Annotated in this window: 19 protein-coding genes; 6 read left to right on the plus strand and 13 right to left on the minus strand. The window is 74.0% G+C overall.

Annotated elements, in window-relative coordinates; genetic code table 11:
• Positions 1-54 precede the first annotated feature (54 nt).
• Complete coding sequence (locus ACLBYG_RS04605) at positions 55-516, plus strand: GNAT family N-acetyltransferase (RefSeq protein WP_447680742.1); 462 nt, start codon at positions 55-57, stop codon at positions 514-516.
• A 160-nt stretch (positions 517-676) separates the two neighbouring features.
• On the opposite strand, the gene ACLBYG_RS04610 is transcribed toward ACLBYG_RS04605, so the two are convergent.
• From ACLBYG_RS04610 to ACLBYG_RS04625, 4 genes are all read right to left on the minus strand, one after another.
• Positions 677-1,516: an alpha/beta fold hydrolase gene (locus ACLBYG_RS04610; protein WP_447680743.1), complete on the minus strand. Its 840-nt coding sequence runs from the start codon at positions 1,514-1,516 to the stop codon at positions 677-679.
• A 223-nt stretch (positions 1,517-1,739) separates the two neighbouring features.
• Positions 1,740-1,982, minus strand: a complete 243-nt coding sequence (locus ACLBYG_RS04615; protein ID WP_091676038.1) for a hypothetical protein — start codon at positions 1,980-1,982, stop codon at positions 1,740-1,742.
• Positions 1,983-2,133: 151 nt separating this feature from the next.
• A complete protein-coding gene (locus tag ACLBYG_RS04620; protein ID WP_020091004.1) occupies positions 2,134-2,547 on the minus strand; it encodes a MucR family transcriptional regulator in 414 nt (137 codons plus the stop codon).
• A gap of 70 nt (positions 2,548-2,617) precedes the next feature.
• Positions 2,618-2,860: a hypothetical protein gene (locus ACLBYG_RS04625; protein WP_139257060.1), complete on the minus strand. Its 243-nt coding sequence runs from the start codon at positions 2,858-2,860 to the stop codon at positions 2,618-2,620.
• 73 nt (positions 2,861-2,933) lie between these two features.
• Between ACLBYG_RS04625 and ACLBYG_RS04630 the strand changes: the two genes are divergently transcribed.
• From ACLBYG_RS04630 to ACLBYG_RS04645, 4 genes are all read left to right on the plus strand, one after another.
• Positions 2,934-3,284 carry a hypothetical protein gene (locus tag ACLBYG_RS04630; protein ID WP_056522867.1) on the plus strand — a complete coding sequence of 117 codons (351 nt, stop codon included), beginning with the start codon at positions 2,934-2,936 and terminating at the stop codon, positions 3,282-3,284.
• A gap of 129 nt (positions 3,285-3,413) precedes the next feature.
• A complete protein-coding gene (locus ACLBYG_RS04635) occupies positions 3,414-3,674 on the plus strand; it encodes a hypothetical protein (RefSeq protein ID WP_056523187.1) in 261 nt (86 codons plus the stop codon).
• Positions 3,674-4,081, plus strand: a complete 408-nt coding sequence (locus tag ACLBYG_RS04640) for a hypothetical protein (protein WP_447680744.1) — start codon at positions 3,674-3,676, stop codon at positions 4,079-4,081. Before ACLBYG_RS04635 ends, ACLBYG_RS04640 begins: the two co-directional genes overlap by 1 nt.
• Positions 4,082-4,163: 82 nt before the next feature.
• Positions 4,164-4,475, plus strand: a complete 312-nt coding sequence (locus tag ACLBYG_RS04645) for a hypothetical protein (protein WP_447680745.1) — start codon at positions 4,164-4,166, stop codon at positions 4,473-4,475.
• A gap of 16 nt (positions 4,476-4,491) precedes the next feature.
• Here the strand turns inward: ACLBYG_RS04645 and ACLBYG_RS04650 are convergent, their stop codons facing one another.
• The 6 genes from ACLBYG_RS04650 to osmF form a co-directional block, all read right to left on the minus strand.
• Positions 4,492-4,956, minus strand: coding sequence for a hypothetical protein (locus ACLBYG_RS04650; RefSeq protein WP_020090999.1), 465 nt, complete (start codon positions 4,954-4,956; stop codon positions 4,492-4,494).
• A gap of 139 nt (positions 4,957-5,095) precedes the next feature.
• Positions 5,096-5,314: a hypothetical protein gene (locus ACLBYG_RS04655; protein ID WP_020090998.1), complete on the minus strand. Its 219-nt coding sequence runs from the start codon at positions 5,312-5,314 to the stop codon at positions 5,096-5,098.
• Positions 5,315-5,571: 257 nt separating this feature from the next.
• Complete coding sequence (locus tag ACLBYG_RS04660) at positions 5,572-6,315, minus strand: ABC transporter permease (protein ID WP_447680746.1); 744 nt, start codon at positions 6,313-6,315, stop codon at positions 5,572-5,574.
• Positions 6,312-7,244 (minus strand): ABC transporter ATP-binding protein, encoded by a 933-nt coding sequence (locus tag ACLBYG_RS04665; RefSeq protein ID WP_447680747.1) that lies wholly within the window; start codon positions 7,242-7,244, stop codon positions 6,312-6,314. The genes ACLBYG_RS04660 and ACLBYG_RS04665 overlap by 4 nt, the downstream gene beginning before the upstream one ends.
• The gene (locus ACLBYG_RS04670) at positions 7,241-8,431 is read right to left on the minus strand and encodes an ABC transporter permease (protein ID WP_447680748.1); all 1,191 of its coding nucleotides are present in this window, start codon (positions 8,429-8,431) and stop codon (positions 7,241-7,243) included. The genes ACLBYG_RS04665 and ACLBYG_RS04670 overlap by 4 nt, the downstream gene beginning before the upstream one ends.
• Positions 8,432-8,638: 207 nt before the next feature.
• The gene (gene osmF / locus ACLBYG_RS04675) at positions 8,639-9,571 is read right to left on the minus strand and encodes a glycine betaine ABC transporter substrate-binding protein OsmF (protein ID WP_091676054.1); all 933 of its coding nucleotides are present in this window, start codon (positions 9,569-9,571) and stop codon (positions 8,639-8,641) included.
• A 443-nt stretch (positions 9,572-10,014) separates the two neighbouring features.
• Between osmF and ACLBYG_RS04680 the strand changes: the two genes are divergently transcribed.
• Positions 10,015-10,230 (plus strand): hypothetical protein, encoded by a 216-nt coding sequence (locus ACLBYG_RS04680; RefSeq protein WP_447680749.1) that lies wholly within the window; start codon positions 10,015-10,017, stop codon positions 10,228-10,230.
• Positions 10,231-10,246: 16 nt separating this feature from the next.
• Here ACLBYG_RS04680 and ACLBYG_RS04685 read toward each other — a convergent pair whose 3' ends face one another.
• The 3 genes from ACLBYG_RS04685 to ACLBYG_RS04695 all read right to left on the minus strand — a co-directional run bounded on the left by ACLBYG_RS04685 (position 10,247) and on the right by ACLBYG_RS04695 (position 13,383).
• A complete protein-coding gene (locus ACLBYG_RS04685; RefSeq protein ID WP_447680750.1) occupies positions 10,247-11,722 on the minus strand; it encodes a protein adenylyltransferase SelO in 1,476 nt (491 codons plus the stop codon).
• A gap of 218 nt (positions 11,723-11,940) precedes the next feature.
• Entirely contained in the window at positions 11,941-12,999 is a 1,059-nt protein-coding gene (locus tag ACLBYG_RS04690) for a phosphatase PAP2 family protein (protein WP_447680751.1), read from the minus strand.
• Positions 13,000-13,122: 123 nt separating this feature from the next.
• The gene (locus ACLBYG_RS04695) at positions 13,123-13,383 is read right to left on the minus strand and encodes a hypothetical protein (protein ID WP_020090990.1); all 261 of its coding nucleotides are present in this window, start codon (positions 13,381-13,383) and stop codon (positions 13,123-13,125) included.
• Positions 13,384-13,440 lie beyond the last annotated feature (57 nt).

The raw sequence follows: 13,440 nt of genomic DNA on the forward strand, positions 1-13,440 counted from the left end.
TCGATCGGGAGGACATCCTGCGCGGGGGATGTCGGGGCGGATGGCCGGGGCACGATGTTCGAGATCGCGCGGGACGACCTGTCCCATACGCAGACACGGGCGCTGCTGGCGCTCCATCTCGCCGGCATGCACGCATCCTCGCCGCCGGGCAGCGTGTTCGCTCTCGACCTGTCAGGCCTGCAGGCACCGGACGTGACCGTCTGGACGGCGCGCCGCGGCGGGCGGGTGGCGAGCGTCGGGGCGCTCAGGATGGCGACGGACGGCACCGCGGAGGTGAAGTCCATGCGGACGCACCCCGACTTCCTCCGCCTGGGAGCCGGCGCGGCGATCCTCGACACCATCATCGCGGCCGCCGCCGCCCGCGGCGCGCGACGCCTCAGCCTCGAGACCGGATGCGGGCCCGCATTCGCACCCGCGCTCGAACTCTACCGGCGTCGCGGCTTCGTGAGCGGCCCCGCCTTCGGGACCTACGTGCCGAGCGAATTCAACCAGTTCCTCCATCTCGAGATCGCCTGACGGGTCGGGTCGGCGTCCTCGTCGCGCCGCCGTTCCCGAAGCGGCCCGCGCCGCGCGTCCGCGATCCGTACGTCAAGGCGCAGAGGCCGACTGGGTTAGGGTCAGCAAGGCTGGCTGTCGGCCCGGTGAGTCGCGCGCGTCAGGGGGCCGCCCAGGACCCTCAAGGCCCGTCCAGGAAGCCGAGGAGCGCCGCGTTGAAGAGCGCCGGATCCTGGAGGAACGCGAAGTGGCTGGCATTGGGCAGGATCAGCAGCCCAGCCCCGGGAATCGTGGCAGCGAGGTATTCGGTGTGCGCGCGCTTGATACCCTCGTCGTGGTCGCCGTCCGCGATGAGGACCGGCGCGCGGATCCGCTTCAGATCGGCTTCGGTCCAGCGCGGCTGCCCGCCCCACATCCGGCCGACCGCGTCGACGAAGGCGGCGTAGTCCTTCGGGGTCGGCGAGAGGGCCTCGTACTCCTTGCCGGCCCGGTCGATGAAGGCGGCGAAGGTCGGGTTCGTCTCCACACCCTCGATCAGGCCCGACGGGTCGGCGTTGGCGCCGAACGCGAACACCTTGCCGACGCGGTCGGGGTGGCGCATCGCCATGTCGAGACCGAGGATCGCGCCGTCGCTCCACCCGACGATGTCGGCGCGCGGGATCTTCAGCACGTCGAGCAGCCCGACCACGTCGTCGGTCATCAGGTCGTAGCCGAATGGCCGATCGTCCCGGGTGCTGCGGCCGTGCCCGCGGCTGTCCACGAGGATGACCGTGCGGCGGGCGGCGAGCGCCGCGACTTGGTGGCCCCAGTAATCGGAGTTCGACAGGCCGCCGTGCAGCAGGACGACCGGCGGACCGTTGCCGATCGTGGCGTAATACAGCCGAATGCCGTTGACGGCGGCGCGCCCGGAAACCTTGCCGGCGACCGGCGCGGGGGTCGGCGGCAGGTCCTGCCAGCGCGGTCCGGCCCAGGCCGGGGCTCCGGCCAGCAGAAGCGTCAGGGCGATCGCAGTCCGAAGCATCGAACACCTGTCGTCGTTGCCGGGGCCGGGCTGCCGGGTCGATCCGGTCCAGCGCGACCCGCCGCGACCGCGATCTGCGGTCGACCTGCGCGCGGACCGTGACCGGCTCGGATTACAGAACGATTTCAGGCCGTGGCCCGCGGGCGGCGAGCGCGGAGTCCGGCCGGCGCCCGGGCGCCGAAGGCCGGCGCGCAGCACGGCGCTCGCGCGAGGAGCGGGGCCTCTAGAAGCGCGGGCTCGTGCGGCGGGGCCGGTCCGGCCGGGGCGCGGGGGCGGCTGGCGCATGCCGATGGCCGACCACGTCGCCGTTGCGGTAGGCCTCCTGGATGTTGCGTCGCGCGGCCCGCCCCGCCGTCCCACCGGGCTGCGTCACGGCCGAGTCTCCGGACGGGGCCAGGACGGTCTGCGCCGAGGCCGGTCCGATCCCGAGGAGAAGGAGGGCGACGCAGCCAGACAGACCCTTCATGGCCAGATCCCTCTCACCCGATCGCGTTGCCAGACGGGCCGACCCGCAGTGCCGGCACGCGCGCGCCGCCCCGCCCAGCGCATCTACGTCCGTGCCGGCCATCGGTTCACGGGGGCTCGGCGGCCGGGCTGCGTCGGTCAGGCGGCGTCGATCAGGCAGCCTTGCTGCCGAGCCGGATCGCCTTGGCGATCTCTGACCGGCGCTCGGCGTAGCCCGGCGCGGTCATCGGGTAATCGTCCGGCAGCCCGTAGCGCGCGCGGTAGAGTTCCGGCGTCAGCCCGTGCGCCGTGAGGTGCCGCTTCATGGTCTTGTACGACCGGCCGTCGATGAAGCTGACGATGCCGTCCTGGCGGACCGAGCCGCGGATCTGAGCGGCGTCGGGCTGCTCGGGCGGCGCCTCGACGACCGCGGGCCGGTCGGTGAGCGCGGAGAGCGCGCCGTGCACGGTGAGCAGGAGCGGCGGTATGCTGGTGTGCGGCAGCGCGTTGTTCGACAGATAGGCGGTCACGACGCGCAGGGCCACGTCGCTGATGGTCGGCTCGAGCTGATCCTGGTTCTTGCGCAAAGCGATCGACCCCTTCTTCGACCCTGCCGACACCTATTATAGACCAGGAATACTCGGACATTATCGTCTGTCAATGCAGAATGACATGCTTGGCAAGTAACGAATTTTGAATGCAGAATTTCGATGCGACGCGCGCCGTCCGGTTGGTCAATGATATGGCCATGGTCCTGTCCGAGATTGGGAGAGCGCCGTCGGATTTTTCGGGTCGCGCCTGCCGGACAATTCGCCGGCGCGGTTCCGACGCTTCCACTTCGCAGATCTTCGTGATCCAATACGCTTCGAGCGCATCGCGAAGTCCCTTCATGGCCGCCACACGCCGCCCGTCCGTTCCGAGGTCGAGGGCCCGGAAGTCCCGCACCGTGCCTGGGGCGGGATGGGGGCGCGCGATGCTGGCGGCGCTCCTCGGAGGCCTGCTCGCGGCGCCGTTCGCCCACGGGCAGGGCGCCGACGATCTGGAGGCCGAGATGCGGGCGCGGGTCGCCGCGGCCTTCCCTGACGCGGGCCTCGTGAGATTCCGCAAGATCCGACCGATCCCCGCCGAGGCGGAGTCCGCCGTGGCGTTCTGCGGCCAGGTCAGCAGCGGACCCGTCGGGCAGGGGCGGTCGGATTTCCAGGTGTTCCTGTACGACCGCACCGCGTCGGCCGAGACCGTCCGCATCCTCGGGTCGGAATCCCTCAACGGCTACCGCGTCGGCCGGAAGCTGATCGGCGCCCTGCGGCGGGTCGGCTGCCTGTGAGGCGTGCGGCCGGGGCGGTCTGTCTCACACGTGACGAAAATGTGGCAGAAGCTTGACTATTGCCCCAGGGTCGGTTTATAGCTTGACCGTGGCGTTGCGGTTACACCCCCGAGTCCCATGGAGGTTCGGATGTGCGCGCGGAAGACCTTCTACATTTTCATCTCGGCCTCGGACGGGGAGCAGTTCTGCGCCGTTCGACAGGACCAGCCCATCCCGTCGCTCATCGACGGTGTCCGATGGATGTATGTCGGCTGCATCGATACGACCCGGGACAGGCCGTACGGATTCGACGTGGACGCGGCGCACGCGGCGATGCGCCACCGCGGCGTCTACTTCTACCGGCGCGAATTGATGTTCCGCCGGGCCAACTTCCTCCTCGAAGCCGCCTGATGGTGGCTGCCCCCGGACCGATCCTGGCCGGCGCCCTCGTGGTCGCCGGTCTCGGGTTCGCGTCCGCCGCCGAGGCGCAGGTGCCGACGCGGGTCGGCACCTGCGCGGCGACCACCATCGCGCGGATCGGGACCCGGTTCAGCGACACGCTCGTGAAGCCGAAGGGCGACGGGATCGGCGACGGGACGAGCGTCGATCTCAAGAACGGCGTCTACGGCGTCTCCTACGCGTATGTCGAAGCGGTCGCGCGGTCGCGGGTCGGCGACCGGGTCATGACCTGCCTCGTACTTCTGCCGACGGGCTGCCCCAAGGGCGACGATCGCGGCACGATGTACACGACGACCAACCTGCGCACGCTGGATTCCTGGACTTTGCCCGACTCCCAGCACATGTGCGGCGGGGCCTGATCGGGCGTCCGTGAACCCGCCGCCCGGAGGGGCGTGCTGCCTCAGGGGGGGATCCGGGTCTCGGTGGAGAGGAGAGGGATCCGTGTCGCTCAGGAACGGTCTTGCCGCCCTCGCGCTGGCGGTGGCGGGCTCCGCGCCGGTCCCCGCCTGGGCGTGGGGCGTCCCCGGATGCATCAACCTTCCCGAGTACAACCGCGCCCTGGGCGCCCTGCAGGGCATGACGAGCGCCTGCGACATGAGCGTCGAGGAAGCCCGCCGGATCGTCGCCGCCCGTGACGGCGTCGCGCCCGGGCCTCCGGTCGCCGCCGCGGAGCCGCCGACGCCGCCGCGGGTCGCGCCGCCGCACCGCAGGGCGCGGGCGCACCGGAGCGCGCGGCCGCGGCATCACCGCTGAGCCGGCCGACCGGCGCTCAGGTCCCGTCCTCCGGCGCCCCCGGGGGATCCGCGCGGGTGCGCGCCCAGTCCCGGTCGCGCTCCGCCTGCCGGGCGCGCTGCTCCGCCACGTAGGCCTCCTGGTCGGCGCGCTCCCGCTTCCGGCGGCGGTCGGCGGCGGCCGCGCTGCGCTTGCGCCACGCCTCCGTCTCGGCCTTCTGGCGCAGCAATTCCTCGACCGTGACGGGTGTCACCGGTTCCTTGGGTTGCGCCCAGGGATAGGACCGCCGGGGCGGGGGCGGGCGGGCCGCCCGATCGGCGGAGGCCTGTCCGCTCCGCCGGAGCGCCTCGGCCGCCGCCGCGAGGGTCAGCCCGGCGCCCCGGGCGATGCGCTCGGCGGCCGCCCGGGCGGCCGCGCGCTCGCCCGCCGTGGCCCCCTGGTCGGCGAGCGCGAGGCACTTCTCGAACCGGTCCCGGTCGGCGGGCGTCATGGGCGACGTCATGGGCAGCGTCTTATCGCCGAGTCGACCCGCCTGTCCCGTCGCACCGGATCCGTCGATCCGGTTTCGCGCCAGCCTCCGTGCCGGTCAGGCCGCCGCGGCCGCGCGTCTCGCCGGCCGTCCGGCGCCGCGACCCGCGCGGCTACGTCTGGGCGCGTCCGTTCCCGCCCGGACCGATCGCCGGCAGTCCGGCCCCGTCCGGCAGGCCGCCGAGCACCACGAGGATCCGTCCCAGGAGCACCCGCGAGTGCCGCGCACCGCTGCCGATGGCCGTGAGGTCCGGCCGGCCCGCGCGGGCCTCGTAGGCCGCGCGCAGCCGGTCGAGCTGCCGCCTGCGCGTCTCGGGATCGCTGGAACCCATGGCCCATCCTCCCGGCGGGCCCTGGCTCGCGGTGCGCCCCCGCGAGCGAGCCTTCGACCATCCCGAGTCGGGGAGTTGGAAAACCGTGTCTGAACGGTCCCTACGACCTTTAGCGCCGGAACGCCTGGACATACGCCGCAGGCTCCCCGACCGTGTGGCCAAGGATACGGGTGCCGTTGTGGTCGGCACCGACCATCAGACAGGGGGTTCCACGCCCCAGGGCCGCGCGTACGGCCCCGCTGGCTTTCTAGTCGCCTCTAGGAAGGAAATCCAGCCCGGCGTGCCGCGCCGCGCTCGAGTCGGCGGAAACCGCCGTCGATCAGGAGCGCCAGCGCGGACACGACGAGGCCGCCCTGCAGGACGTAGGCGGTGTTGCCGGTCAGCAGGCCGGAGATGATCACCTCGCCGAGGGTGCTGGCGGCGACCGTGGAGCCGATGGTCGCCGTCGCCAGCCCGATGATCGCGGCGAGGCGGATCCCCGACAGGATCATGGGCAGCGCCAGGGGCAGCTCGACGCGGACGAGTCGCTGCCGGTCGGTCAGCCCCATGCCGCGGGCGGCCTCCATCAGCGCCGGGTCGAGATCCTCGAGCCCGGTGAGCGCGGTCTCGAAGATCGGCAGCAGCCCGTAGAGGACGAGGGCGATCAGGGTCGGGACCGCGCCGAACCCGAGGATCGGCACGGCCAGGGCCAGGACCGCGACGGGCGGGAAGGTCTGCCCGATTCGGGCCACCGACCGGGCGAAGGGCAGCACGTCGCGGCCGGCCGGCCGCGTGGCCGCGACCGCGAGGCCGAGGGCGATCACGGCCGCGGTCACGGTCGCGGCGGCGACGAGCAGGAGGTGGTTGACGGCGAGCGTCAGAAGCGGCGTCTGGGCGTAGATCGGCGGCGTGTCGCCGGGGGCGAAGGGCCGGAACAGGGGCGCGAACCACCCCGGGGCGACCAGGAACGCCCCGAGCAGGGCGAGAAGCGCGGCCCGGGCGATCTGCGGGGCGCGGATCACGGCCGGGCGCCCCGCGCCTCGAGGGCCTCCCGCGTCACCCGGCCCAGGACGACGCCGTCGCGGCTGACCGGCAGGGCCGGGCGCCGGGACCACAGGCTCTCGGCGAGGGCGGCCCGCACCGTGGTCCCGGCCGGGATGGGCGGGCCCGGCGCCGGGCCGGGCTCGATCAGATCGTCCACGGCGCGCAGGGCCATGAGCTGGAAGGCCCGGTCGCCGCTGCCGAGGAGGGCGCCGACGAAGGCGGTGGCGGGCGCGCCGACGAGGTCCGCCGGCGCGGCCTCCTGCACGAGGCGCCCGCCATCCATCACGGCGACCCGGTCGCCGAGATGCAGGGCCTCGGTCATGTCGTGGGTCACCAGCACGATCGTGGTGCCGTAGCGCGCCTGGATCGCCAGCAGATCCGCCTGCGCCCGCCCGCGGATGATCGGATCGAGGGCGCCGAAGGGCTCGTCCATGAGCAGGATCGGCGGCTCGGCCGCGAGCGCGCGGGCGACGCCGATCCGCTGCTGCTCGCCGCCGGAGAGCGCCGCCGGCAGGCGGTCCCGGTAGATCGCCGGATCGAGGTTGAACAGGCCGAGGAGCTCGTCGACCCGCGCGGCGATCCGCCGGCGGTCCCAGCCGACGAGCTTCGGCACCACCGCGATGTTCTCCGCGACCGTGCGGTGGGGGAACAGCCCGTGGCCCTGGATGGCGTAGCCGATCCCGCGCCGCAGCAGGTGCGGCGGCACCTCCCGGACGTCCCGGCCGGCGATCCGGACCGTCCCGGCGCTCGGCTCGATCAGGCGGTTGATCATCCGCAGCAGGGTGGTCTTGCCCGATCCCGAGGTGCCGACCACCGTCAGGATCGCCCCGGTCTCGACCCGCAGGGTGACGTCCGCCACCACCGTGCGCCCCTCGAAGACGCGGCTCACCCCGGCGAGGTCGATCATGGGATCCGCTCCGCCGCGCGGCCGCGGCTCAGGTCGATGACGGCGTCGAGCAGCACCGCGGCGCCGGTCGCCATGGCGACGGTCGGCAGCGCGCCGAGCAGGACGAGGTCGCCCGCGTTCTGGCTGATGCCCTGGAAGACGAACACGCCGAGGCCGCCGCCGCCCACGAGCCCCGCGATCACCGCGAGGCCGATATTCTGGACGAGGACGATCCGGATCCCGGTCAAGATCGCCGGCAGGGCGAGGGGCAGGTCGACCTGGAACAGCCGCTGGCGCGCGGTCATGCCGACGCCCCGGGCGGCGTCGCGCACCGGCCAGGGCACCGCGTCGAGGCCCGCGACGGTCGCGGCGGCCACGGGCAGGAGCGCGTAGGCGAACAGCGCCACGAAGGCCGGCGCGGCGCCGATCCCCGCGATGCCGAGGGCGGCCGCACCCGGCACCTCCCGGCCGATCCAGGCCAGGGGCGCGATCAGCATGCCGAACAGCGCCATGGACGGGACGGTCTGCACGACGTTGAGGCCCGTGAGCAGGCCCGTCCGCGCGGGCGCGACCGGGCGGGCCAGCACGGCCGCCGGGATCCCGACCAGGGCGGCGGCCGCCACCGAGGAGAGGGCGAGGGCGGCGTGGGTCCTCAGCTCCCGGCCGAACGTGTCGGAGCGACTGGCATATTCCCGCAGGACCGAGAGGTTGTCCCAGAAGCCGGTGCGCAGGGCGAGCCCCGTCGCGGCGACCAGCAGGGCGAGCGCGGCGATCCGCATGACCGGTCCCGGCCGCAGCCGCGCCAGCCCGTCGCCGGCCGCGAGGGCCGCCGTGACGAAGGCGAGCCACCAGCCCGCGTCCGGCGAGACCCGGCCGTACCGGTCGCCCGGCGCGGTCAGGTGATCGGCCGCCCAGCCGGCCGCGAGGCCGAGCAGCAGCAGGATCGCGGCGGCGGCGGCCAGCCGCAGGATCGGCGCCGACCGCAGGACCAGCGGCGGTAGCGCGAGGGCGACGACGCCCCCGAGGAGGAGCGCTGCGCCGGGGGGAAGCGCCGACCACGCCGTCAGCGCGGTGCCGGCCGCGATCCGGTTCGGCCGGGTCGTCATCAGCGGCAGGGCGAGCAGGCTCAGTGCCAGGACGGCCGCGAAGGCCGCGCCCAGCGGATCGACGCCCGGGCGAGACCGCCCGGTCGCGAGGGATTCCCCCATCCTCACGCTGCGGCGGCGCCCGAGGGCGCGACGATGGACGGAAATGCGGCGGGTCTCATGAGGCGGGTCACCGGCGTCGCGACGCTCTCGGGCGCCCCGCCGGGCATCCTTGCCGGCGGAGCCCCGGATTGTCGACGCGGGATCCCGCGGGCGGCGGACGGCTCCGCCTTTGCGGGCGCGTCGCGCCGCGCTGTCCGCGCGGCCGGCTCACCGCACGAACCCGTTTTGCCGGAGGAAGTCCGCCGCGACCGCGGAGGCCGGCTCGCCGCCGATCTGGACCCTGCCGTTGAGATCCCGGAGCGTGGCCAGATCGAGCTTGCGGAAGATCGGGTCGAGCACCGCGGCGATCTCCGGATGGGCCTTGAGGACCGCGCCGCGGACCACCGGCGCCGGCTGGTAGACCGGCTGGACGCCCTTGTCGTCGTCCAGCATGACGAGGCGCGCGACTGCCATGCTGCCGTCGGTGCCGAACACCATGGCGGCGTTCGTGCCGGAGGTGCCCCGCGCCGCCGCCGCGATCGTCGCGGCCGTGTCGCCGCCGGCCAGGATGACGAGTTGGTCCGGCCGGAGGGTGAAGCCGTAGGCCCGGCCGAAGGCCGGCAGCGCCCCCGGGCTGGTCACGAATTCCGAGGAGGCGGCGAGCTTGATCGCGCCGCCGCCCGCCACGTAGCGGCCGAAGTCGCTCATGGTCCTCAGGCCTGCGGCCCGCGCGATCTCCTCGCGCACCGCGATCGCCCAGGTGTTGTTGGCCGAGGCGGGCGTCAGCCAGACGAGGTCGTTGGCCGCGCGATCCAGGTCCCGGGCCGTGCGGTAGGCCGCCTCCGGGTCCTTCCAGACCGGGAGATCGGCCTTCCCGAAGAAGAACGCCGCGTTGCCGGTGTATTCGGGATAGATGTCGATCTGCCCCTCGATCAGGGCCTGGCGGACGATCGCGGTCGCGCCGAGCTGGATCTTGTCGACGGTCGGCAGGCCCCGGGCCTGGAGCGCCTGCAGGATGATGTTCCCGAGCACCCCGCCCTCCGTGTCGAGCTTGGAGGCGACGACGATCCCGGCCGCCGGCGCGCCGGGCGTGGGCGCGCACTGGGCTGTCAGCAGCGCGAGCCCTGCCGCGACGAGCCCCGCCCGGATCCGCTTCACCATGGCCTCCGGCTCTGCCCTGCGCCCCGTCGGTCCGGTCGGGCGCCCGCCTTCCGACATCTAGGGCCGGTCCCGGTCAAGTTGAGGCGGAGGCGCGCCGAGCCTGTGCCGCACGGGAGAGGGGGCATGGCGCGACTGACTCCGCCCGAATCGTCGTCCGTCCAGACCGCTGCGACACGATCGGGAGCAGCTCTCGGGCCGGCGCCGCGGCGTGATTCGGCGCCCGAACCCGGTCGACAGCCGCGTCTCCCGCGCCGGACCGCTCCGGCGTCGCGGGCCGCGCGACCCCCGCGAAGACCTGCGCGCCCGGCGAGTCCAACCGGGGCCGTATCAAATCAACACATTCCCGTTAACGTTGTTTAACCTTTACGCGATCCTTCCGCGAACGATCCTGGCTTTGACGATATAATCTTGAGTACATGCTTTGTGTCGAAAGGAGGGGGGATATGTCGTATTCGATTCTGGTTCGCGATCTCACCCGCGAGACCGACGGTACTCCCAAACTTCTGGCCTACGACATTCACGACCGCTCGGCGGCCGAGATTCTCGTGTCGGTGATCGCCACTTCGTACCAGGATCACGGTTTCAATCCAGCGACCCGCGTCCACTGGTTTCGCCACGCGGGCGGGCTGCGCGAGATCTTCACGTGGCCGCGGTCCTGACCGGCGGCGCGCGGGCTCAGGTGCCGCAGAAGGTCCGGTAGCCGACGCCGCCGCCCGCGGGCGCCTCCGCGAAGGCGGCATGGTCCGGCTGGTCGTCGTAGGGGCGGGCCAGGACGGCGAGGAGCGTCGCGAACGGCGCGAAGTCGTCCCGCTCCACGGCGGCCTCGATCATCGCCTCGACCCGGTGGTTGCGCGGGATGAAGACCGGGTTCTCCCGGCGCATCGCGGCGGCGGTCTCGCCAGGGTCGCGCGCCTCCTGCGCCAGCCGCGCGCGCCACGCTGCCGCCCAGGCATCGTAGCGCGTCGGGTCGACGAACAGGTCGCGCACGGCCGCGTCGGCCTCAGGCCGCGCCGCCGCGTCGCAGAGCCGGCGGAACGTCAGGGTGAAGTCGGCCTGGTTCTCGGCCATGCCCTTGAGGAGGTCGCCCGCTAGCTCGGCGTCGCCGTCGCGAGTCTCGGCGAGGCCGAGCTTGCGGGCGAGGCCGCCGTGATAGGCCGCCTCGAAGCGCGGCGCGAAGGTGGCCAGCGCCGCCTCGGCCTCGGCGACCGCGGCGTCCTCGCCCTCGGCGAGGAGCGGCAGCAGGGTCTCGGCGAGGCGGGTCAGGTTCCAGAGCGCGATCCGCGGCTGCTGGCCGTAGGCGTAGCGGCCGTTGCGGTCGATGGAGCTGTAGACCGTCCGGGGATCGTAGGCGTCGAGGAACGCGCAGGGCCCGTAATCGATCGTCTCGCCCGCGACCGACATGTTGTCGGTGTTCATCACCCCGTGGACGAAGCCGACGTGCAACCAGCGGGCGACGAGGGTCGCCTGGGCCGCGACGACGCCCTCCAGCAGCGCCCGGTAGGGATTGCCGGCCCCGGCCGCGTCCGGATGGTGCCGGGCGACGACGTGGTCGGCGAGCGCCCGCAAGCCCTCGACGTCGCCCCGCGCCGCGAAGAACTGGAAGGTGCCGACCCGGATGTGGCTCGCCGCCACCCGCGTGAGGACCGCGCCCGGCAGGAGCGTCTCGCGCACCACCGGCTCGCCGGTCGTCACGGCGGCGAGGGCCCGGGTGGTCGGGATGCCGAGCGCCGCCATGGCCTCGCTGACGAGGTACTCGCGCAGGACCGGGCCGAGCGCCGCCCGCCCGTCGCCCCGCCGGGAGAACGGCGTCGGGCCCGCGCCCTTCAGCTGGATGTCGCGGCGGCGCCCGTTCCGGTCGACGACCTCGCCGAGCAGGACCGCGCGGCCGTCGCCGAGCTGGGGCACGAACTGGCCGAACTGGTGCCCGGCATAGGCCGCGGCGATCGGGTCGGCGCCGTCCGGGACGGCGTTCCCCGCGAGCGCCGCGACGCCGTCCGGGCCGGCGAGCCAGTCCGGATCGAGGCCGAGCTCCTCGGCGAGCGCGCGGTTCAGCCGGACGAGGCGCGGCGCCGCCACGGGCGTCGGCGGCCGGCGGGCGTAGAAGCGCTCCGGCAGGCGGGCGTAGCTGTTGTCGAAGGGGAGTGCCGTCATCGTCGGGATCTATGGAGCGCGGGGTCGGGGGCAAGCGGGGCCGTCGGGGCCGCGGGATCCGGGCGGTGCCGTCGGCGCCCGTGGGCCTCTCGGACATCGACCGGAGCCGCGCGGCGGCGACGGAACCGCGTCGTCCACCGGGTCCGGGTCATCGGCGCGCCTTCCCCGCTCCCTGGCCCATCCACCGGGCGGGGAAATGTTCGCGGCCCGACCCGTTCTCAGGCGTCGGCTGGCCGGATCGCTTCGAGCGCCTCGATCCTCCGGGTGGTGGGATCGCGCGCGGCGGGATCGGCCGTCGACCCGCGCCGCCGGGCGCGGCAGGCCAGGGCCGCGAGGGCCAGGAGACCGCCCGCCAGCACGTCTGGCAGGTAATGACCGCCCGACCCGACGGTCGCGACGATCACGGCGGCGTTCAGCAGGCCGGCCAGGGGGCCGAGGAGCGGCATCGGCGCCAGCGCCCAGGCCGTGAGGATCGCGAGGCACACGTGGAAGGACGGGAAGGTCGCGAGGCCGCGCAGGTCGCCGAGCACCAGCGTGTGCAGGGTGCCGGCCCGCAGCCGCGCCACCGGCTCCAGGTGCCAGAGCGCGCCGACCGTCTCCAGGGGCTCGGACGGGACGACCCGCGGGGCGTAGTGGGCGTAGGGGCCGAGGGCCGGCAGCAGGGCGGCGATGACGATCACGCACAGCAGCGTCGCGGAAAACAGCCGGATGTAGGTCCAGAGCCGGCCGAGGCGGCGGGTCGCGCTCAGCGCGATCACCACGAGCCCGACCTGCGGGCCGCTGGAATGGTAGGCGAGCGCCAGCCACCACGACAGCGTCGGGTGCCGCGCCAGGAACGCCACGTGACCGGTCCAGTCGAAGCCGAGGGCGGCCTCGATGCGGGCCAGCGCGGGATCGACGAAGGGCAGCCCGATCCCGGCGGCGAGGAAGTGCAGGACCGCCACCGGCACCGTGAAGGCGATGAGGAACGCGCTCGCCAGGGCCATGCCGCGCAGGGGCGGGTCGGACTTCACCGTGCTCAGGCAGGCGGCGGCGCTCAGCAGGACGAGGACGGCGAGGCCCGCGAGCGCGAAGCCCAGGGGCGCGGCGGCGATGCCGGACGCGGCCATCCAGACGGCGTCGACCGCGACGATCGCCAGGGTCAGGGCCCAGAGACGCGGGTCCGGCGCGGCGATGCCGGTGCTGTGCCGGCGCAGCAGGCGCCACCAGGGACGTGCCGGGTTTCGAGCGCGGACGATGGGCGCGCGGCCGGCGTGAACGGCCCGGTCTGGACGCATGATCCGGCTCACCTCGCCCGACAGGGCCGATGCGCGGCCGGGACGAGGCTCGGCCGCGACGGGGATGTGGCCGCCGGCCGCGGGGGCGGCGGGCGGACAGGGTTGGGGGTGCGGGGGCGGACTCTACCGGCCGGTCGTCGGGGCGTCGCCCGTGGCCGGGGGCTTGCCGGTGCCGACCGCGCCCTCGGTCGGCGGCACGGCGGACGGGTGGGTGACGGCCTCCGTCGCGGTCTTGCCCGGGTCCTTCGTGTCGGCCGCCGGCTTCGGCGCGGTCTCGGCCGGTGGCGCCGCCCCGGGGCCGGGCCGATCCTGCGCCCGGGCCGCGGCCGGAAGGGCGGCCAGCGTGGCGGCGGCGAGGACGAGGGCGGGGATCGATCGGGTCAAGCGTGGCTCCGTCGCGCGGTCGGGCGTTCAACCGGCCCAACGGCTGGCCGCAGGGGT

The sequence above is a fragment of the Methylobacterium sp. D53M genome (assembly GCF_053345625.1).